Annotated in this window: 18 protein-coding genes; 1 reads left to right on the forward strand and 17 read right to left on the reverse strand. The window is 32.0% G+C overall.

Annotation, left to right across the window (positions count from 1 at the left end):
- Window positions 1–35: 35 nt before the first annotated feature.
- The 15 genes from flgK to CLRAG_RS06750 all read right to left on the reverse strand — a co-directional run bounded on the left by flgK (window position 36) and on the right by CLRAG_RS06750 (window position 14,765).
- The gene (gene flgK / locus CLRAG_RS06680; RefSeq protein ID WP_065077673.1) at window positions 36–1,988 is read right to left on the reverse strand and encodes a flagellar hook-associated protein FlgK; all 1,953 of its coding nucleotides are present in this window, start codon (window positions 1,986–1,988) and stop codon (window positions 36–38) included.
- 24 nt (window positions 1,989–2,012) lie between these two features.
- The gene (flgN, locus tag CLRAG_RS06685) at window positions 2,013–2,420 is read right to left on the reverse strand and encodes a flagellar export chaperone FlgN (protein ID WP_065077674.1); all 408 of its coding nucleotides are present in this window, start codon (window positions 2,418–2,420) and stop codon (window positions 2,013–2,015) included.
- A gap of 27 nt (window positions 2,421–2,447) precedes the next feature.
- On the reverse strand, window positions 2,448–2,720 hold the full coding sequence (gene flgM, locus CLRAG_RS06690) for a flagellar biosynthesis anti-sigma factor FlgM (protein WP_065077675.1): 273 nt from the start codon (window positions 2,718–2,720) through the stop codon (window positions 2,448–2,450).
- 245 nt (window positions 2,721–2,965) lie between these two features.
- Window positions 2,966–4,171 (reverse strand): flagellar motor switch phosphatase FliY, encoded by a 1,206-nt coding sequence (gene fliY, locus CLRAG_RS06695; RefSeq protein ID WP_065077676.1) that lies wholly within the window; start codon window positions 4,169–4,171, stop codon window positions 2,966–2,968.
- Window positions 4,164–5,159 (reverse strand): flagellar motor switch protein FliM, encoded by a 996-nt coding sequence (fliM, locus tag CLRAG_RS06700; protein ID WP_065077677.1) that lies wholly within the window; start codon window positions 5,157–5,159, stop codon window positions 4,164–4,166. Before fliM ends, fliY begins: the two co-directional genes overlap by 8 nt.
- 27 nt (window positions 5,160–5,186) lie before the next feature.
- Window positions 5,187–5,588 (reverse strand): chemotaxis protein CheW, encoded by a 402-nt coding sequence (locus CLRAG_RS06705; protein ID WP_013237611.1) that lies wholly within the window; start codon window positions 5,586–5,588, stop codon window positions 5,187–5,189.
- 259 nt (window positions 5,589–5,847) lie between these two features.
- Window positions 5,848–6,210, reverse strand: coding sequence for a response regulator (locus CLRAG_RS06710; protein WP_013237610.1), 363 nt, complete (start codon window positions 6,208–6,210; stop codon window positions 5,848–5,850).
- A gap of 33 nt (window positions 6,211–6,243) precedes the next feature.
- Entirely contained in the window at window positions 6,244–6,843 is a 600-nt protein-coding gene (locus CLRAG_RS06715; RefSeq protein ID WP_065077678.1) for a chemotaxis protein CheC, read from the reverse strand.
- An 11-nt stretch (window positions 6,844–6,854) separates the two neighbouring features.
- Window positions 6,855–8,927 carry a chemotaxis protein CheA gene (locus tag CLRAG_RS06720; protein WP_065077679.1) on the reverse strand — a complete coding sequence of 691 codons (2,073 nt, stop codon included), beginning with the start codon at window positions 8,925–8,927 and terminating at the stop codon, window positions 6,855–6,857.
- A gap of 12 nt (window positions 8,928–8,939) precedes the next feature.
- The gene (locus CLRAG_RS06725) at window positions 8,940–9,707 is read right to left on the reverse strand and encodes a CheR family methyltransferase (protein WP_065077680.1); all 768 of its coding nucleotides are present in this window, start codon (window positions 9,705–9,707) and stop codon (window positions 8,940–8,942) included.
- A gap of 4 nt (window positions 9,708–9,711) precedes the next feature.
- Complete coding sequence (locus CLRAG_RS06730) at window positions 9,712–10,815, reverse strand: protein-glutamate methylesterase/protein-glutamine glutaminase (protein WP_065077681.1); 1,104 nt, start codon at window positions 10,813–10,815, stop codon at window positions 9,712–9,714.
- 23 nt (window positions 10,816–10,838) lie between these two features.
- Window positions 10,839–11,327, reverse strand: a complete 489-nt coding sequence (locus CLRAG_RS06735; RefSeq protein ID WP_065077682.1) for a chemotaxis protein CheD — start codon at window positions 11,325–11,327, stop codon at window positions 10,839–10,841.
- A gap of 24 nt (window positions 11,328–11,351) precedes the next feature.
- Window positions 11,352–11,798, reverse strand: a complete 447-nt coding sequence (locus tag CLRAG_RS06740) for a chemotaxis protein CheW (RefSeq protein WP_065077683.1) — start codon at window positions 11,796–11,798, stop codon at window positions 11,352–11,354.
- A 124-nt stretch (window positions 11,799–11,922) separates the two neighbouring features.
- On the reverse strand, window positions 11,923–13,875 hold the full coding sequence (locus CLRAG_RS06745; RefSeq protein WP_065077684.1) for a DUF342 domain-containing protein: 1,953 nt from the start codon (window positions 13,873–13,875) through the stop codon (window positions 11,923–11,925).
- A 62-nt stretch (window positions 13,876–13,937) separates the two neighbouring features.
- Window positions 13,938–14,765, reverse strand: coding sequence for an aminotransferase class IV (locus CLRAG_RS06750; RefSeq protein WP_065077685.1), 828 nt, complete (start codon window positions 14,763–14,765; stop codon window positions 13,938–13,940).
- A gap of 471 nt (window positions 14,766–15,236) precedes the next feature.
- Here CLRAG_RS06750 and CLRAG_RS06755 point away from each other — a divergent pair, with 471 nt between their 5' ends.
- Window positions 15,237–15,881, forward strand: a complete 645-nt coding sequence (locus CLRAG_RS06755; protein ID WP_065077686.1) for an HAD-IB family hydrolase — start codon at window positions 15,237–15,239, stop codon at window positions 15,879–15,881.
- Between the two features lie 160 nt (window positions 15,882–16,041).
- On the opposite strand, the gene CLRAG_RS06760 is transcribed toward CLRAG_RS06755, so the two are convergent.
- Together CLRAG_RS06760 and nifJ are read right to left on the reverse strand one after the other, a co-directional pair.
- Entirely contained in the window at window positions 16,042–16,389 is a 348-nt protein-coding gene (locus tag CLRAG_RS06760) for a DUF1292 domain-containing protein (RefSeq protein ID WP_065077687.1), read from the reverse strand.
- A 429-nt stretch (window positions 16,390–16,818) separates the two neighbouring features.
- Entirely contained in the window at window positions 16,819–20,331 is a 3,513-nt protein-coding gene (gene nifJ, locus CLRAG_RS06765) for a pyruvate:ferredoxin (flavodoxin) oxidoreductase (RefSeq protein ID WP_065077688.1), read from the reverse strand.
- Window positions 20,332–20,896: the final 565 nt, after the last annotated feature.

Here is a 20,896-nt window from a genome sequence, read left to right on the forward strand (position 1 = left end):
TTGATATTTGATATTTGATATTTGAACTTTGTTACCTATCGTTTAAGTTGGTTTATAACTACATCCAAAAGTTCATCCACTGTGGATATCATCTTTGCATTTGCCTGATAACAGTGCTGAAATTGAATGAGATTTGTCATTTCTTCATCAATTGAAACTCCAGAGTTCGCCTCTCTAGATTGAATATAGCTTTGACGCTTAACAGATTGCGTATCTACTGTTTGTTTAGCTTCCTGTTCATGGCTACCGACCTTATTTACAAGATCATTAAAATAGTTATCTAAAGTAGATCCTCCATTTACTTTTCCTATAGAATATACATTGTTTATTGTATTATTTGACGTAAATATATCCTTTAATAAATCACTTCTATCACTTCTAGGATCTGATGTTCCAGTTGAAGTATCCTTATCAGTATTTATGCTTCCAATATTCATAATACTATTGGCAAGCTGTGCTACAGCTACAGCTCTATTTCCATCAGTATTAGTGCTTAATGAATTTCCCTTTGAATCATATTTACTATCTACTTTTATTTTAGATGGATCATTCATTATTGCCACATTCACTGTTATATTGGCTGCTGTTATATTGTTTTCATCTGCTGCTGAATATTTAGATGAATCTTTTTGATCCGCATTTACAAAGAAATTATTTATTCCGCCCTCTGCAGAACCATCTGTAGGATTGTCTTTTACCCAGGTGCTGCTTTGACTTATTATTGCATTTACAGAAAGTGCCAGTCCCTTTGCAAATTTATTGAGTTCATCTTGATAATCATCTATATCCTTTTGTACTGATGTATAACCTTTGAGTTCACCTGTTGGAGGTTTAAAAAGAGCAAGCTCACTAAAACTTATGGGATCTGTAGAAGTACCATCTAATTTTCCTCCATCAGCAACTGCTGCTTTGCCTGAAGGATCCTGCCCTCCTGTAACTTTATAAGCAACACCATTTTGATCAGCCCAGAGCACCCTATTTTCATCCATTTCTTTTTCTTGATCAGATGTCATATTCACATATATGCTTACTTTGTTAGCATCTGTGAGGGTATCTCCTTTTTTATAATAATCTACTTTATATTTATATATGGTATTTCCACTACTGTCTTTTGTAACACTATCACTAGAATCCGTTACATTTGTTATACTAGTTATATAGGAAAATGTCGCTACGTTTGTATCATCCGGATTATCTGTTTGAACTATATTAAGTGGTTTGCCATTTAACAAAGGTGCAGATCCATTATCCTTTTCGACGGAAGCACTATTTGAAGTAGTCACATCAATTCCATCAAAGTCTTTATCCGTAATGCTTATTCCAAATTCACTGCTGAGTTGGTCTAAAAGTACATCTCTACTGTCTAAAAGATCATTTGGATTTTGTCCTGACATCTTTGTATCTTTTATCTGCTGATTTAAATTAGATATCTTTCCCAATATAGTATTTACATTTACCACCACATTTTTTATTTCTGTATTAGTATTGGTTTTAATATTTGAAATTTGTGAATAAGTGTGGTTTAATTCATTAGTAAGTTGATAGGCCTGCTCTTTCACTGTACTTACGTTCTGAGATGATGTAGACAGTGACTGCCAGGAACTAAAAAACTTCTGTATAAGTGAGGATATTCCACTGCCTGTTGACCCAGTATCTGTTCCCAGTACGTTTTCTACCTGACTCAAGTATTTATCACGTGCTTTATACTGTCCACTAGCCCCATTTTCTACCCTTATTTGATAATCCAAAAAACTATCCCTTATTCTCTCAATGGAGTCTATAGTTACTCCTGTACCGAGCTGTCCTGCACCAGCTGCACTATCCATACTTGGCAGAGTATAGGGCGTTGTGGTTACCATATCTGCCCTCTGCCTTGAATATCCATCTGTGTTAGCATTTGCTATATTGTGGGATGTTACGTTTATGGCAGTTTGCTGTGCAAAAAGTCCACTTTTTGCCGTATTAAATATTGAAAATAACCCAGGCATTTAATTCAACTCCTTACTTTTTATTTACCTGCTTCTTCCAAAAGCATTATAGGTTTTGGCTTGTTTGTTTGGGTTCAATGCCCTAAGCATTTGATTTGCAAAACCAAGCCACTGTTTTACAAGTGCTTCATTTGTATCTTTTTGAAATTTCATCTTTTCAAGCAAGTCCACTATATCTAAATATACTTTTCCTAATTTTTTATCTCCTGATTCTCTTATAATCTCCCTCATAGGCCTGTCCCCAGTTATCTTCCTTCTTTGAACTTCGAGCCTTGCTACATTTCTACTTCTTTCTTCTATGACTTTAACTATTTTATCTAATAAAAACACCTGTCTTTCCACAAGATATTTATTTTGTTCAATTAAAGCTTCATAAAGTGATTTAAGCATCTCATATTCTTCTAACATAATCTCAGACAGCTGCAGTTCCAACTACATCACCTCCCAGGTATATAAAAATTATACTTTACCCTTTATATTATCTATAATTTTTTGTGCCACAAGCTTAGAATCTACTTTATAAGTTCCATTTGCTACGGACTTTTTTATGCTTTCTACTCTCTCTTTAGAATTTACAAATTTATCATCTAGGGAATAAGGGCTGAGACTCTTTCCTATAGATGATATGTGAATGGAATCCTTGCTGTTTGATTCACTCTTTAAACTTTTCTCTACATTATTCCTATTGTAAAAGTTCACCAGCTTACTGGAATTGATCCCATTTATTTTCATAAAAATACACCCCTAACCATAACTACTTCAAATATCGTTTTTCTTTACTAGTAACATTATCGGGTACATATATTTAATATTTATACTTTGAATTGAAGATAAATTGCTTATTTTAAATAAAAAGTCCCTATATGTTTCCACTTTAATACACAAATAAATTTTATTATATTATAAATTAAAATAAGATGTGTATAGCTTTCACGATACACATCTTATTTCTAAATTTATCCATACCCATAATAATATTATTTTCCTAAAGATCTAATTTTTTCCTCATTGCTCACAATTCCCGTTATTCTAACTCCAAAGTTTTCATCTATTACTACTACTTCTCCATAAGCTACTTTCTTACCATTTACCAGTATCTCCACAGGTTCCTCTGCCAATTTATCCAATTCTATAAGAGAACCCGTTCCCAAATTCAATATATCTTTAATATTCTTTTTTGTTCTTCCAAGTACTACTGATATTTCAAGAGGTACATCCAGTATAAGATCTATATTTTTAGGAACAACTTCTGTATCTTGAGATCCACCAAGAGGCTGAAAAGATGCCTTACTGACTTCTACAGGCTGCCTATTTACATTTGTTTCTATAGGTTTCTCGTACACCGGCGTCCTTTGCTCCATTTGAGGCTGAGCTGGTGCTGGCTGAGGCTGCTGTATAGGTACTTCAGGTTGAAGTTCAGGTTCAGGTTGAGGTTCAGTACTAGTACCATCATTTTCAGGTACACTAGGAGCTGACTCCTCTGGTGCAGTTTCTTCCTGACCCATCATTATAGAAACTACTTTTTTAGCTGTAGCTATAGGTAATACCTGCATTATACTGCTATCTACTAGTTCTCCTATTTTAAGGGAAAATGATACTTTTACAACCGTCTCATCTTCAGATATTCCTTCAGTAAGAGGTTTTGTAATATCATTCCATACTTTAGACACAGGAGGGGATATATTTACCTCCCTCATTAGCATAGTAGCCATAGATGTAGCGGCAGACCCTATCATCTGGTTCATAGCCTCAGATACTGCACTTATTTCTATCTCGCCTAATTCTTTAATATCTGGATCTATTTTACCGTCTCCGCCCATCATAAGACTTGCAATTACAGCTGCATCTGTAATCTTCATTACCAGTAAGTTTTCTCCTATTATACCTTCTGTATATTTAACTTCCAAAGCAACATTTGGAACTTCAAATTCATTTTTCAATTCTTTAAGAGTAGTTACAATTACCACCGGAGTAGTTATATTTACCTGCTGGTTTATTATTGTAGAAAGTGCTGTAGAGGCAGATCCCATAGATATATTTCCTATTTCTCCAAGTAAATCTTTCTCTATATCTGGCAACTGTGGGTCATCTTGAGAATTTGTTTCTGATGGTGGATCCGGCGTACTTTCTCCTCCATTTAAAAGTGCATCTATCTCTTCCTGTGAAAGAAATCCATTACTCATAATTTTCCACATCCTTATCTAAAATATCTAATATCTCAACGCCCATGTTCTTGTCTATTACACCAGGCTTTCCATAATAATACACCTTATCTTCCACCATTAGTTTCACAGGGCTTGTAGTTTTTTCCTTTAGGGTCAATACGTCTCCCACATTAAGGTTCAAAAATTCTTGTACCGTAACATCTACAGTTCCAAGTATGGCAGTGAGTTCTACATCAACTATATCTAACCTATTTCTAAGCTTTTCTCTGGACTCATTCAATATATCTTCATCACTGTCCTGAAACCAGTATTGAACTACTAATTTATCAAGTACCTTTTCTATACTCAGATAAGGAATGCATATGTTTATAAAAGTACTACTGTTTCCCATCTCCACTGAAAAAGTTATAAGTGCAACAGGGTCATTAGGTGCAAGCGTCTGATTTAGTGCAGGATTTGTCTCAAGTCCTTCCACTTCTGTTTCTATAGGCATTACATCTTCCCAGGCCAATTTCAAATTTGATATAAGCCCTGCATTTACAACTTTTATAATATTTTTATCTATATCAGTAAATTCCTTAACTTTGTATTTTCTATTACCACTTCCTCCCAAGAGCAAGTCTATAATTTGAAATACAAATTGAGGATTCACTTCAAACAAAACAGATCCGCTTAAAGGCGGCATTTTAAATATAGTTAAAACAGTAGGATTAGGTACAGAATGAATAAACTCCTCATAAGTTATTTGCTGAACAGATTCCACTTTTACTTTTACATTAGCTCTAACCTGCGCAGTTAAATAATTTGAAATTATTCTGGCATAATTGTCATGAATAAGTTCAAGAGTCCTTATGTGATCTTTAGAAAACTTCTGAGGACTTCTAAAATCATAAGGTTTTACTTTCTGCTTTTCCTCTTCTTTGGGTACTTCATCTGGAGTAAGTTCTCCAGCAGATAAGGCAGCTAAAAGGTCATCTATTTCATTCTGTGATAATACATCTGCCATTCTCTTCCCTCATTTCTTAAGAAAATTCTAATTTGAAAGAAGTTTGTCTATATCAATTAAAGTAACTATACTATCTTTAAAATTTATTATTCCCTCTATATAGACTTTTTTTCCTTCATCATTTATCTTTTCAATAGCATTTTCTTCTACATCTAAAACTTCATCTACCTGATCTACTGTTATTCCCACTAATTCATCTTCCATTTCCAGTATAAGTATACTGTTTTCGCTTATCTCAGCTTTGGGAATATCCATCAAGAGATTTATATCCAGGAGAGATATTACATTTCCCCTTAAATTTATAAGTCCCTTTATGTAAGCTGGCGCCTGTGGGACTTTTGTTATTTCCATAGAATTATTTATACTTTGAACTTTAGCTGTTTCTACAGCAAATTGTTCGTTATTTAATCTAAATATAACAACTTGCATATTTACACCTCCATATGCATAGGTACACAAACTATGTAACAAGTATCTTTGCATAAAATTTCAGATCTTAATTTTCTGCTTACCAGATGAAATCAGAAATTAAATATATGGAGTATACTATCTAGCTATTTAAGGTTTGAAATAAATTTAACTCTACTTGATAGTTTTCGTAATAAACCATATTACCTTTATACTAGCCATAAAATTTTAATTTCTGATTATCTGTTTACATAATTTACAAATAATTATATTCTTATTACTAAGAAGCTACTACTTTATTTATTGCCTCTAAAACTCTATCTGGTTGAAAAGGCTTTACTATAAAATCTCTAGCTCCAGCTTTTATAGCATCCATAACCATAGTTTGCTGACCCATTGCAGAGCACATTATAATTTTTGCACCTGCATCAAATCCTTTTATTGCCTTAACAGCTTCAATACCATCCATATCCGGCATCGTTATATCCATTGTAACTACATCTGGTTTTTCCTTTTTATATAACTCCACAGCTTTTAATCCATTGTTTGCTTCCCCCACTACCTCAAATCCGTTCTTTTCTAATATATCCTTTATCATCATTCTCATAAAAGCAGCGTCATCTACAATTAATATTTTAGCCATTTTCTTCCCTCCAAATTATTTACTACTAAATATTTATCCTATTCCTAAAGCACTTAAAATTTTTTCCATTGAACCGGGCACCGGAATATAGTAAAAATGCCCACTTAACTCTGAATTATTTTGCATAAAAAGTGTTTCTATGTCAAGAACATACTCATCATACTGTCCTGATTCTATAAATGTAGTTGAAAGTATTGCCCCAAGCATATCGCAAGTAGCTGCTGGGACAGATGGTATTACATGCAGTCCAGTAAATTTTGCTATAGAGTTCATATAGGAACTAGATATTATATTGCCTATTTCGCATATAACAGAGTTACCCATATCACTTAATTCCTCTTCCTTCTGACCAGTTAACATAGAAATCAGATCCATAGCAGTATCCTTTTCAAATATAAACAGTATATTTCTAGGTATATCGCCTAAGATTCTAACTATTACGCCTATAACTACCTCACCTTCACCAATATTTGTAAAGATGTCGTCAAAAGGCACTATATTTATAGCAGGTACTGTCATATCAACTTTTCTATTTATGAGTTGAGATAATGCTGTAGCTGCATTCCCTGTACCTATATTCCCAACTTCTCTTAATGCATCAAGTTGAATAGGAGTAAGGTTTTTATAGTCCATTATTTTCCTCCTTATACCAGGGCAGCAACATCCAATATCAAAGTTACAAGTCCATTTCCTAATATGGTTGCTCCCATATATTCTTTCAAATTTTTCAGCGTTTTTCCAAGAGGTTTTATAACAATTTCCCTCTGTCCAAGTAAGGAATCTACCATAAGTCCTACAGTTTTTTCTCCTACTCTAACTATTACTATATAATTTTTGTTGCTGTCTGATTTTTCAACACCAAGTTTTTCATAAAGTCTTATAAGAGGTATTACATTTCCATTATATATTATAACTTCTTTATTATTAGTCATCTTCACTAAATCATCTTTATAATCTATAACTCTGTCTACATAGCTTAAAGATATGGCCATGGTTTCATCCCCTACGCCTACAAGAAGTACTTGAATTATCTGAAGCGTAAGTGGCAGTCTTATTATAAAAGATGATCCCTTGTCTTTTTCACTTACAAGCTCTACTGTTCCACCAAGAGAGGATATTTTTGTCTTTACTACATCCATTCCAACTCCTCTTCCTGATATATCTGTTACCTCAGTATTGCTACTTATTCCCTGCATAAATATTAGATTCTTTATGTCAGCTTCTGTCATTCCTTCAGTATTTATACCTGCATTTTCTGCTTTTTCCCTTATCTTCTCTACAGGTATTCCACTTCCATCATCTTCAACTTTTATTACGGCTTTAGTTCCTTCCTGATAAGCAATAAGTTTTATTTTACCTACAGGATCTTTTCCCTTTGCAATTCTTTCTTCTTTAGATTCTACACCATGATCTGCTGCATTTCTAAGCAAATGAATTAGAGGCTCTCCAATTTCATCTATTACTGTTCTGTCAAGTTCTGTATCTGCTCCTTCAATTATAAGTTCCATCTCTTTATCAAGTTCTACGGATAAATCCCTTATCATCCTAGGAAATCTGTTAAATACAGTATCAAGAGGCAGCATTCTTATCTTCATTACTAAATCCTGTAAATCTGAAGTTGTCCTTGCCACCTGCTCTAAAACTTCATTTAATTCGTTTAACTTATAGCTACTGCTAATTTGCTCCATCCTTGTCCTATTTATAACCAATTCAGATACCATATTCATAAATTTATCTAATCTTTCCAGATCAACTCTTACAGACTGATGCATTTTTTTATGAGGTTCCTTTTTAGGAGGATTTTTACTTTTATTTTGAGCTATTGCTGCTGGTTTTGGCTTTACTACTTCCTGAGTAGCTTTCTTTTCAGCTTTAGCTTTTATCTCTTCTTCTTTTTTAGCTGAATCTGATCCCATTATCTTTGCTTTTTCTGTCTGGATGTCCACATCTTCCACAGTAACTTCTTCCACCTCAGATATGTTCATCAAAATTTTATGGATATCTTCACCAGTACTTTTAGTTAATAAAACAAGGTATATTTCAAATTCAAAATTTTCATTTTCTATATCCTCTGTACTAGGAATAGACTTTATTATTTCTCCTACTGCTTCCAAATCCTTAAATATTAAAAATGCCCTTGCAGATTTCAAAAGAGTACTTTCACTAAGTTTAATTTTTATTTCATAAGCGTTAAATTCCTTGTCCTCAGCTTGTTTAACTACATTTATATCATATTCATTCAATTCTACCATAGAATCTTTACCTTTAGATTCTACTGCAGCATTTTGTTCCTGGACATTATCTTCTTTTTTAGGCTTCTTAGCTTCACTGTCATCTTTTTGACCAGATATACTTTCCAATTCTTCAATGATACCTTGAATAGGGGTTTCTTCATCTACCCCATCTTCTATATTTTTTATCATCTGCTCAAGAGTATCCAGGCACTTAAATAAGACTGTAACTACATCTTGATTTACTTTTAGCTGTCCATCCCTAAATTCAGATAATACATCCTCCATTTTGTGAGTGAGTTCAGCCACTTCATTAAATCCCATAGTAGCTGCCATTCCTTTTATTGTATGTGCTACTCTAAAAATTTCATTTACCTTATCTATGTTATCTGGTTCTTGCTCAAGCTGAAGTAATGATTCATTAAGTGTTTGCAAGTTGTCCATTGATTCCTCTAGAAACATAGACATATACTGCGACGTATCCATTTTATTCCCTCCTTATAGCTTTCTATATATAAAGGTAGAAGCCTTCTCAAAGCCATAATCTCTATAATTGTATATGCTTTCAGTGGCCCCGACAAATAGTAGTCCTCCTTTTTTTAGTGACTTGCTAAACTTTTCATATATTTTATCTTTTACATCTTGATTAAAATATATTACCACATTTCTGCATATTATTAAATCAAAGTTACTTTCATAATTTTGCAATATTAAATCATGCTTTTTAAATGTGATTAAATTTTTTATTATAGGACTTATAATATATTTATCGTCCTTTATCGTAAAATACTTATCTAAATATTCTTTTTTTACATTTTTTACTTCTGATAAAACATATTCTCCTTTTTTAGCTTTTTCAATTATAGTATTATCTATATCTGTTGCAATTATGGTGTGTCTAACTCCATGAGACAATTCATCTAAATACATAGCCACTGAATAAGGTTCGGCCCCAATTGAACAAGCTGCACTCCATATTTTCAAAGTACTATTTCTAGGAAGTAGTTCTTCCTTTAATCTAACTTTTAACTCCTCAAATATATCCGGATTTCTAAAAAATTCAGATACATTTATAGTTATAAAGTCTAAAAACTTCTGTCTTTGCTCTTCATCCCTTTTTAAGAGTTCTATATATTCATCTATACTTTTCGCTCCTACTCTGGACATCAAGCTATTTATTCTCCTATGTAACTGGTTTGGTTTATATGCAGCTAAGTTTATATTGAATTCTCTCAAAACCCACTGCTTAAAATAAGCCATATCCATAAGTCTACCTCCCACCAAACTTTATTATTTTTACTATTTCATTTGCTATTTTGTTTATTGGTAAAACTAAGTCCACTTTCCCCGTGGCATAAGCTGCTTTAGGCATACCATAAATAGTACAGGTTGATTCATCTTCAGAAAGTGTAATTCCTCCATTTTTCTTTATCTCTACAGTTCCCTGTGCTCCATCTCTTCCCATACCTGTCAAAACTACACTTATAATATTTTCTCCATATACTTTTGATGCAGATATAAATAGCTTATCCACTGCAGGCCTTACTCCCCAAATGGCAGGTTCTTTGTTCAAATGTATTCTCTTATCTCTCCATACTTCCATATGAAATCCACCAGGTGCTACATAAACAGTATCCTTTTCAACATTCATACCATCCTCTGCTTCTAATACTTTTATTTTTGAATTAGAATCCAATCTGTCTGCAAAGGCCTTAGTAAATCCTGCAGGCATATGCTGTACTACAAATACTGGTACTCCCATGTTTTGAGGAAATTGTGTTATAACTGAATAAAGTGCTTTAGGTCCTCCCGTAGATGCTCCTATCACCACTGCATTTATATCTTTTTTAATTTTTCTATCTACATTTGAACTTGCAGCTTTTAATGTGGAAGCTTTTTCATTTTTTTGTATAGATAGTTGTATATTTTCTTGTGCTTTATTTGTTTTAACTGTATTTGCCAGGTATGCTCCCTTTATCTTCTCTACAAGCTCAGTTTTAACTTTATTTATATCCAAAGATATTGTACCTGAAGGCTTAGGTAAAAAATCAAAAGCACCCATATCAAGACATTCCATAGTACGCTTTTTCCCTTCTTTGGAGACACTGCTTAAAACTATTACAGGTATATTAATATTACTTTTTTTCAATTCTCCTAGTGCTGTTATTCCATCCATTTTTGGCATTTCTACATCTAAAGTTATTACATCAGGCATATTATTTTTAGTAAAGTTTAACGACAGTTTCTCTAAAAGATCCTTCCCATTTCTAGCAGTTCCTACAACTTTTATAGATTCATCTTCACCTATCATATCCGAAATAATTTTTCTCATTAATGCAGAATCATCTACTACTAAAACCTTAATTTTTTCCAAAGCATTATCACTCCATTAAATTTTTAAATTTCCTTTACCCCAATTCCTACTGTCTTTATCTTGACACCCCCATCATGAGTATCAAATATCATAGTTCTGCCTTTGTTTCCTCCTAGATCTTCTGCTAATATTGAAATAGAATATTCTCTTAATATACTTTTTACAGCTTCTCCATTCCTACTTCCTATATTCATAACTACACTTTTATCTGAGAAATTAAACATAGAAGCCCCACCTGCTATTTTAGCCTTCAAATTTCTTTTATTTACACCTAAGGCTTCTAATTTTTTTATTAAAATAGGAATAGCTAAATCTGCAAATTTCATTGGATTTTTTGTATTTGTAAATTGGGTGCTGTCCGGCAGCATTATATGTGCCAACCCACCTATACATTTTTCTTTATCATATAGAGCTATACCTACACAGGAACCCAAACCAATGGTTATAATTCTATCAGGAGAACTTGCAGTATTCATGTCTGCTATTCCCACTCTTATCTCTTTTATATCCATAAATATACACCTTTCAATTTTTAATTATATGAGTTCCTTTTCTTCCTCCGTAAGTATTTTATCAAGATTTAAGAATATTATTATCTTGTCCTTTATTTTAATAAGTCCTTTTATATATCTTTTTGATATTTGGGATGCTATATCAGGTGCCTCTTCTATATCTGCAGTATTTACATCCGTTACTTCAGATACAACATCAACTATTATTCCTATTTTATTTCCATCCTGTTTTGTAACTATTATCTTGGCCTCATTACTTTCCTCAGCTGAAGCAAAACCAAATTTCTTACTTAAGGATATTATAGGAAGTATATTTCCTTCATAATTTATGACTCCCTCTACAAAGTTAGGAGAATCCGGCAACTTCGTAGTCTCTTCATAACCCAAAATTCTCTCTACTTCCATAATATCTGTAGCATAGTACTCACCATTTATACTAAATATCAATACTTTTATTTCTTTGCCATCCATTTGAAATCCTCCTTAAATAATATTGTTAGCCATCCTTGTAAATCCTTATTTAAATCAATTATTACATAATTATAGCATATATCTACTTAAAATAGCATATATCATGCATTTTGCAACAGGATTTTTATAGAACAAATTTATCGACTACCATATCCCCTTCCTTCAAATATACATGTACATCTTTACTTGGAGAATCTAGAACAATTTCTTTGTTTTCAATTTTAAATACTGTATTGTGATAAGCCACATCTGCCCATATATGGCCGTCTTTACTTCCTACTTGAAGTTTTGTAGAAACCCCTGCTACACTTCCTACAATCTTACACTTTATTTCATTTTCAGCTTTTAGTGTTCCCCCTCTTGCCACACTCTTTTCTTGCAAAAATTCAATGGAACCATTGGCAGCAATTTGTGACACATATTCTCCTTTTCCTTTTATTATTATATCACCAGAACTCTGTATATTGGAGTCCTGACAGTAAGATAAAACCACTTTCACAGGAAGTGCCCTTGTGTCTTTTAGTTCCTCTATTTTATCCTCAATAATTTTCATTAACTCATTTAACTCGGAACAACTTTTAATGCTTATGGGTCCCATTCCTATAAGTTTGGTTTTGATATACTTTACAATTTTATCCTCTCGATAATCATCATTTTCAACATTCAAGTCTGCAATTACATTTATGCCCATCTTAATAAGTCCCTTGAATTTACTTTCTAATAATATTTTTATTATTTCTCCATCCTTTTTACTTTTACCAAGCAGGTTATAGTCTTTTATCTCTTTTACAGCCCCCACTAACTGTTCCATATTCTTATTAAATTTGCTCAGGTGTTCCACAGCCTTAATTTTCTTTACGCTGTCACCACCACCACATATTTGAGAACTAACAACAGTTTGTCCTATACTTATATCTCCTTTTACATTTAAAGTAGCCCTTTCTACTTCTTTGTCCACAATAAGGTCATTGCCACATTCTACTTTCATGCCTTCTTTTACATTTCCATGTATAATTACATCACCAATAAAATTTATATTTCCAGTACTTATATCCACATCTCCATTAATCTCATGTACCTGATGGACATAATAAGTGTTACTTTTTATGGAGGGTTTACCATCTATTGATGCTTCAACAGTGTTTTCATCTTTAAGTATACATCCATTTCCAACCTTTACTTTAATTTGTTTTATTGGTTTGCATTTTAAAACCTTTCCAGTAACATCAAATCCATCTTTACCTAAAGTTCCATTATGTTTTACTGCAATTATATCTCCTTTTTTTACAACATTTATAGTACCTATACTTTTAAAGTCTATATTTCCCACTGTATCTTCTTTTAAAACTACCGAGGTTTGAAACTTATTCTCTAGAAAATCATCTTCACCATTTATAGCTTCTTTTCCACAAGCTACTACAAGTTTTTTATCACCGTTTACAGCTTCTTTCAAATTTTCTTCCATTATACCATAAACCACTTTATTATTAGATAATTCGTTCTTAATTTCATTTACTGTATACATGGGAGGCTTTATTGATTGAATTATTTCTCCTTCAAAATTCACTTTATGACTTTCATCTTTGTCTTTTAGTTTGTAAACGTTTTTAGTTATATATTTAACTTCAGCATATGCTTTCATCCTGTCATCAGATAGATATATATTCATTTGTCTTTTTGGTTCATCTTCCTCAAAAACTATTTCTATTTTATTTTTGCTAAATATTTCACATTTATCCTTAACTTCAGCTCCATCTACAAAAATAGATATATTATGTCCCCTATGCAATACTGCAGGTTCCCCATCTTCAATAGGATCCTTTACAATTATCTTACCATTTTCTAATTTTATGGTTCCATCCTTTTCATTTGTTTTTACAATTTCCTTCTCAATCCCAGAATTTACATTACTCTGGTCTTCTTCGCCAAAAGATACTTCTATTATTACTTTTTTTCTAAAAAGCAATTTGCTTTTCTTAACAACCTTATATTGTAATTTATCTTTTGGCAGATTTAGCTTACAGCTGGCAGATTCTAAGCATTCCTCTAGTGAAGTACCATGAAACAATTCTTTCATAATTATCTCCCCCTAATAAAAAACTTCAACACCATATATAATATATCTTAAACCCTCTATTTCTAATCTCTATCAAAACTTTCTATATCATCTCTTACTTCTTTATCGTATGCTTTTATAATTTTAAGCAGTACTTTATTATTTGAAGAATCAAATTTAACGTTTTCCACTTTCTTTATAGGCAGTACTTTTGGTGACGTACCGGATATAAACAACGCATCAAATTTTTCTACATCTTTATAACTTACATCTTTCTCTGACACCTCAAGACCTATTTTGCTGCATATATCCATTACAACCTTTCTCGTAGTTCCAGGAAGCACATTTTTTAATGGTGCAGTTACAATGGTATTACCCTTTATCATAAATATATTGGACTTACTCCCTTCTGTAATATTCCCCCTATTATCCACAAGTATAGCTTCAAACACCTTCTTTTCTTTTATCGTACTGTCTACCTTAGTTCTAAACTTATTATTTATCACTTTTGCATTTGGATTTTCTCTTTCTCCATGATAAAAGATTGTGTCTACTCCTACTTCATACTCTTCTAGAGATGGATAATTATAAGGCAAGAAATAAGCCAAAAATGTATTCTTTTCATAGAAATTAAAAATAATCTTTATATTACCTATGGAAATTTGATTTGCCTTTATAAGTTCTAATATCTTATTTTTAATATCTTTTTCATTAAGCCATAATCTTAAATTAGTTATTCTTGCTGAGTTTTCCATGCGTTTCAAATGTAACTTTAAAAAAAGTGGTTTTCCATCTATAATACGTATTACCTCATATATGGACTTTCCTTGCTTAAATTCACTTTCACTGAATTCCTTTTTATCTTTTAATTCATTATTATATAAAAAAAATTTTTCAATACATTCACTCATGTAAATCCCCTTTTCCTATATTTTATTATTATTTATAACAGAATTTAAGTAAATGTTGCCATTTAATCCTTATTATATTCTATCATTATCTACAAGTTATTTTCTACATTACAATGATTAAACTTAAAAACTTTGCGAAGCAAAGTTTCGCAAGTTAAGAATTAATAATGAATAATTAATAGTGAAGGATGATTTTTAGCTGTCGCAAAAAATCTTTAAATTTATATAAATCAACGCTTAGTAATGTTTTGCTTTAGCAAAACGAGTCCTCAAAAATTAAATTAAAGATTTTTTGTAGTGTAACGAAGAAAAATCCACATTAACTATTAATTCTTCATTCTTAACTATTAATTTAAAATATTGTTTCGCAACTTTTTTTATATTATAATTCTAAACAAAGTTCCCTGCACTAGATAAGGTTTTTAATAGCGGTAAAGTATGATATTATAATTAAATAAGGAAGTGATTTATTTGGAAAGACTCGCAATATTCGACGTAGACTTTACTCTAACAAATAGTGAAACCTTAATGGAATTTTACATATTTATGGTAAAAAGACGTCCTAGACTCATAGTATATGCACCTTTTAGCATTATGTCTGCCCTTTTATTTGTACTGAAGGTTTTTAGTGCTAAAAAAGCCAAAGAAAACTTTATTTCATTTATAAACGGAATAAGTGAAAAGGATATGGAACTTTTGACAAAAGAATTTTACGAAAAAAGATTGAGTAAAATATTTTATAAAGATGCATTGTATACCTTGAAAAAATTAAAAAATAGTGGCTGCAAAATATATCTAATATCTGCTTCTGCAGAATTTTATTTAAAAGAACTCTATAAAATAGAGGAAGTTGATAAAATAATAGGTACACGATTTGAAATTGTAAATGGAAAGCACACTAGAAAAATCCTAGGACAAAACTGCAAAGGAGAAGAAAAAGTAGCAAGACTTATGGAATCTTTAAAAAAAGACAATATAGAAGTTGACTTTAAAAATTCTTATATGTTCTCAGATTCACTATCTGATTTGCCCCTCTTCAAATTGGTAGGCAATCCTTATCTTATAAATTACACAAGAAAAGATAACCAGGGAATTGAAGTTTTAAGATGGAAGTGAAGTCAATTGAAAATCGACTAAATAATAAATATCAAAGAACAAATAACATATAATGATAATTTTCCTCCTAACGTCAGAAAATATTAAAATCATCATTATTTGAACTTTAAACTTTTTAATTGGCAACATATAGTTAAAAAAACTATATGTTGCCAATTAATTATTCTTCTTCCATTAATTTTTCATAGTACTTTGAAACTTCATCAAATTCGTTATCTTCTGGAATAACAAGTTCTCCTTCATTTTCTACTTTAAATAAATAAGTGGAACCATTCTCAGGATTCTCAACTACGGCATATTTTCCTTCTTTATATTCAAAACCATCAACTATTTCGCAGGAAACTATCTCTCCATTTTCATCCTCTAAATCTACTATTAAAGGATCGGAATCTTCACAGCCGCATCCACAGCCGCAGTCATGTTCATGTTCATGTGTTTCTGTGCAGCCACAATTTTCTTCTTTGCTAGTACAACCACAGTTGCATTCATTTAAATTTTCTTTATCCATAAAGTAAACCTGGCATTTATTATTTTAACAGTATGTTACAAATATATTTGCCAGGAATCTTCACCTCCTTTTAACTGTTATGTTCTAATTTTAACCTTAATTGCTCTATAATAAAAGTATTTTTTTAATATTTTTAAATGGACAAACTAATTTTTTAAATAACAAAGTTCAAAAGCTTCGCAAGTTAAGAATTAATAATGAAAAATTAATAGTGAAGGATGATTTTTAGCTATCGCAAAAAATCTTTAAATTTATATAAATCAACAATGTTGCGCTTTAGCGAAACGAGTGGTGAAAATCTTAATCAAAGATTTTTTGTAGTGTAACGAAAAAAAATCCACATTAACTATTAATTCTTCATTCTTAACTATTAATTAAAAAAGTACCAGACAGCTTACGCCATCTGATACCTTTTATTAAATTGCTTGATTACTGTTCGCTGTCAAGCTTTTTATATCCTGCAATTCTTTGAAGAGCATCTTTCTTAGTCTTTTCAAATAATGCATCTGCCTGATCTGGGAATTGTTTAGCAAGTGAAGAGTATCTTACTTCTCCCATTAGGAATTCCTTGAAATCTGTAGTTGGTTCTTTTGAATCCAAACTAAATGATTTCTTTCCTTCTTCTTTTAATTCTGGATTGTATCTGTAAAGTGCCCAATATCCACAATCAACAGCTCTCTTAGCTTCTCTCTGGCTCTTTCCCATTCCAACTCTTAAACCATGATTGATACATGGAGCATAAGCTATTATAAGTGATGGACCATGATAAGCTTCTGCTTCATGAATTGCCTTTAATGCCTGATTCTTATCAGCACCCATTGAAATCTGAGCTACATAAACATATCCATAACTCATAGCCATCATTCCAAGATCTTTCTTCTTAGTCTTTTTACCACTTGCAGCAAATTTAGCTACAGCAGCTGTTGGAGTTGATTTTGAAGATTGTCCACCTGTATTTGAATATACTTCTGTATCAAGTACAAGAATATTTACATCTTCATTTGAAGCTAAAACATGATCTACTCCGCCGTATCCTATATCATAGCCCCAGCCGTCTCCACCGATTATCCAGTGAGATCTCTTTACTAAAAAGTCTCTATTTTCATAAATATCATTTAATAAAGCATTATTTCCCTTTTCTTTTTCAAGTAAAGCTGTTATTTTATCAGCTCTTTCTCTTGTTCCTTCACCTTCAGCAAAGTTTTTAATCCAGTCTTCAAAAGCAGCTTTAAGTTCTGCACTTAAACTACCCTTTAAAGCTTCTTCAATTTTATCTTGAAGTCTTTCTCTTGTCTGTTTAACTCCAAGGAACATACCTAATCCATATTCAGCATTATCCTCAAATAATGAGTTAGCCCAAGATGGACCATGTCCTCTATAGTTAGTTGTATATGGAGTTGCTGGTGCTGATGCTCCCCAAATTGATGAACATCCTGTAGCATTTGCTATCATCATTCTGTCACCAAATAATTGAGTTACAAGTTTAACATAAGGAGTCTCTCCGCATCCTGCACAAGCTCCTGAGAACTCAAGTAATGGCTGCTCAAACTGACTTGCTTTTACACTATATTTGTCCTTCATTGGATTATCCTTATGAGATACAGTATTAACAGCATAATCCCAAGCTTCTGTCTTTGACAGCTGAGTATCTACTGGCTTCATAACAAGAGCTTTTTCTTTTGCTGGACATACATCTTCACAGTTTCCACATCCTGAACAATCAAGTGGTGAAATAGCCATTGTAAATTTAAGTCCCTTTGCTCCATTTGCATCTTTAGCTTCAAATCCTTGAGGTGCTTTAGCTAATTCTTCTTCAGTTGTAAGAACTGGTCTTATAGCTGCGTGTGGACATACAAATGAACACTGGTTACATTGTATACATTTGTCTACTTGCCATTCTGGAACATTTATAGCTATTCCTCTCTTTTCATAAGCTGCAGTTCCTGCTGGGAATGTACCATCTTCCATTCCTAAAAATGCACTTACTGGAAGCTTATCTCCATCTTGTCTATTCATAGGGTTAACTATCTTTTCTATGAATGCTGGATCTTTCTTAGCTTCTACTGCTTCATCTTTAGCATCTTTCCATGAAGCTGGAACATCTATTTTAACTACTGCATTTACGCCCTTGTCTATAGCAGCATTGTTCATATCTACAACTTTTTGTCCCTTCTTACCATAAGAAGTTACAACTGCTTCTTTTAAGTACTTAACAGCATCATCTATTGGTATGATATTTGCAATCTTGAAGAATGCAGACTGACATATCATGTTTACTCTTCCGCCAAGTCCAATTTCCTGTGCTATTTTAACAGCATTTAGTGTATAGAAATTTATGTTATTATTTGCTATATATCTCTTCATTGAAGCTGGTAATTCTTTTTCCAATTCTTCTGGGGTCCAGATTGTATTTAATAAGAAGTTACCACCTTTTTTAAGTCCTTCAAGTACATTATACTTGTGAACATAAGATTTATTGTGAACTGCAATGAAATCAGCCTTATCTATAAGATATGGTGATTTTATTGGTGATTTACCAAATCTTAAGTGAGAAACTGTTATTCCACCAGATTTCTTTGAATCATATGCAAAGTATCCTTGAGCATACATATCTGTATGGTCTCCAATGATCTTTATAGCACTCTTGTTTGCTCCAACAGTACCATCTGATCCAAGTCCCCAGAACTTACAAGCTGTAGTTCCTTGTGGTGTTGTATTTATATCTTCTCCTATAGGTAATGAACTATTTGTAACATCATCAACTATGCTTAATGTAAATCTATCCTTAGGTTTATCTGATTTTAAGTTTTCAAATACTGGTAGAATATGTGATGGTAATACATCTTTTGAACCAAGTCCATATCTTCCACCAACTATAACTGGTTGTACTTCTTGTCCATAGAAAGCATTCTTAACATCTAAGTAAAGAGGTTCTCCAATTGATCCTGGTTCTTTTGTTCTATCAAGAACTGCAATTTTCTTAACAGTCTTTGGTATGTATTTCATAAAGTGTTTTATTGAGAATGGTCTATATAAATGAACTGTAAGTAATCCAACTTTTTCACCTTTTGCAGTTAAGTAATCAATTACTTCTTCTACAGTTTCACAGACAGAACCCATAGCTATTATAATTCTCTCTGCATCTTTTGCTCCATAGTAATTAAATAGGTGATATTCTCTTCCTGTAAGTTTAGTCATTTCTTGCATATAATCTTCAACTATTTCTGGAAGTGCTTCATAGTACTTGTTTGAAACTTCTCTTTCCTGGAAATATATATCAGGATTTTGAGCTGTACCACGAGTTACAGGATGATCTGGATTTAAAGCTCTTCTTCTAAAATCATTCAAAGCTTTCTGATCAACTAATTTTGCTAATTCTTCATACTCTAATAATTCGATTTTTTGAATTTCATGAGAAGTTCTGAATCCATCAAAGAAGTTTACAAATGGAACTCTTCCTTTTATTGCAGCTAAATGCGCTACTGCTGAAAGATCCATAACCTGTTGTACTGAACTTTCTGCAAATAGAGCAAATCCAGTTTGTCTTGTTGCCATAACATCTTGATGGTCACCAAATATGTTAAGTGAATTTGCAGCTACTGCTCTAGCTGATACATGGAATACTCCTGGTAATAATTCACCAGCAATCTTATACATGTTAGGTATCATAAGTAATAAACCTTGAGATGCAGTATATGTACTAGTCAATGCTCCTGCTTGTAGTGAACCATGTACGGCTCCTGATGCTCCAGCCTCTGATTGCATCTCCATAACTTTTACTTTTTGTCCAAAAATATTTTTCTTTCCTTTAGCTACCCATTCATCTACATGTTCTGCCATTGGTGATGATGGAGTTATTGGATAAATAGCTGCTACATCAGTAAATGCATAGGAAATATAAGCAGCAGCAGTATTTCCATCCATAGTTTTCATTTTACGCATAAAAATTCCTCTCCTTTTCAAGTATATAATTAAATCTTTTTATTAAACTAGCAATAGTATAACATAACCTACATTGTACTATTTAGATTTAATACAAAACATAATCTTAAATAACTATACTTACTTTTTACATACAATTAATACAGATATAGTACTACCATTAGTACAGTAAATAGCACAGCATTTTTTTACAATTAAAAACTTGTATTAAATATCTAAAAAAGTACATTGAAAAGTACTTAACTATCTTTATTAAATTAAGTATCTTATGTATTCTACTATTTTAATATACATCAAAATTCTAAACATGTAAAATACATTTTGGGAAAATTAAAAATTAATTTAAAACCTTATATTACAGGTGTGCATTTTTCCTAATACAGCTTTATCTTAATTTATAATAGTCTGTAAAAAGGAATACAAGTAATGCTTTTCACCTTCGTTTATAACTCTACATTATTCTCTACTATTTTTCAAGTAATTTATGGTATTTTTTAAATTTTTATGGTTGTTTTGCACTAAATAGCTGTTTAATTGTTAACATTTTTTTATATAACAGCTTTTT

This window comes from Clostridium ragsdalei P11 (genome assembly GCF_001675165.1).
GTDB lineage: Bacteria > Bacillota > Clostridia > Clostridiales > Clostridiaceae > Clostridium_B > Clostridium_B ragsdalei.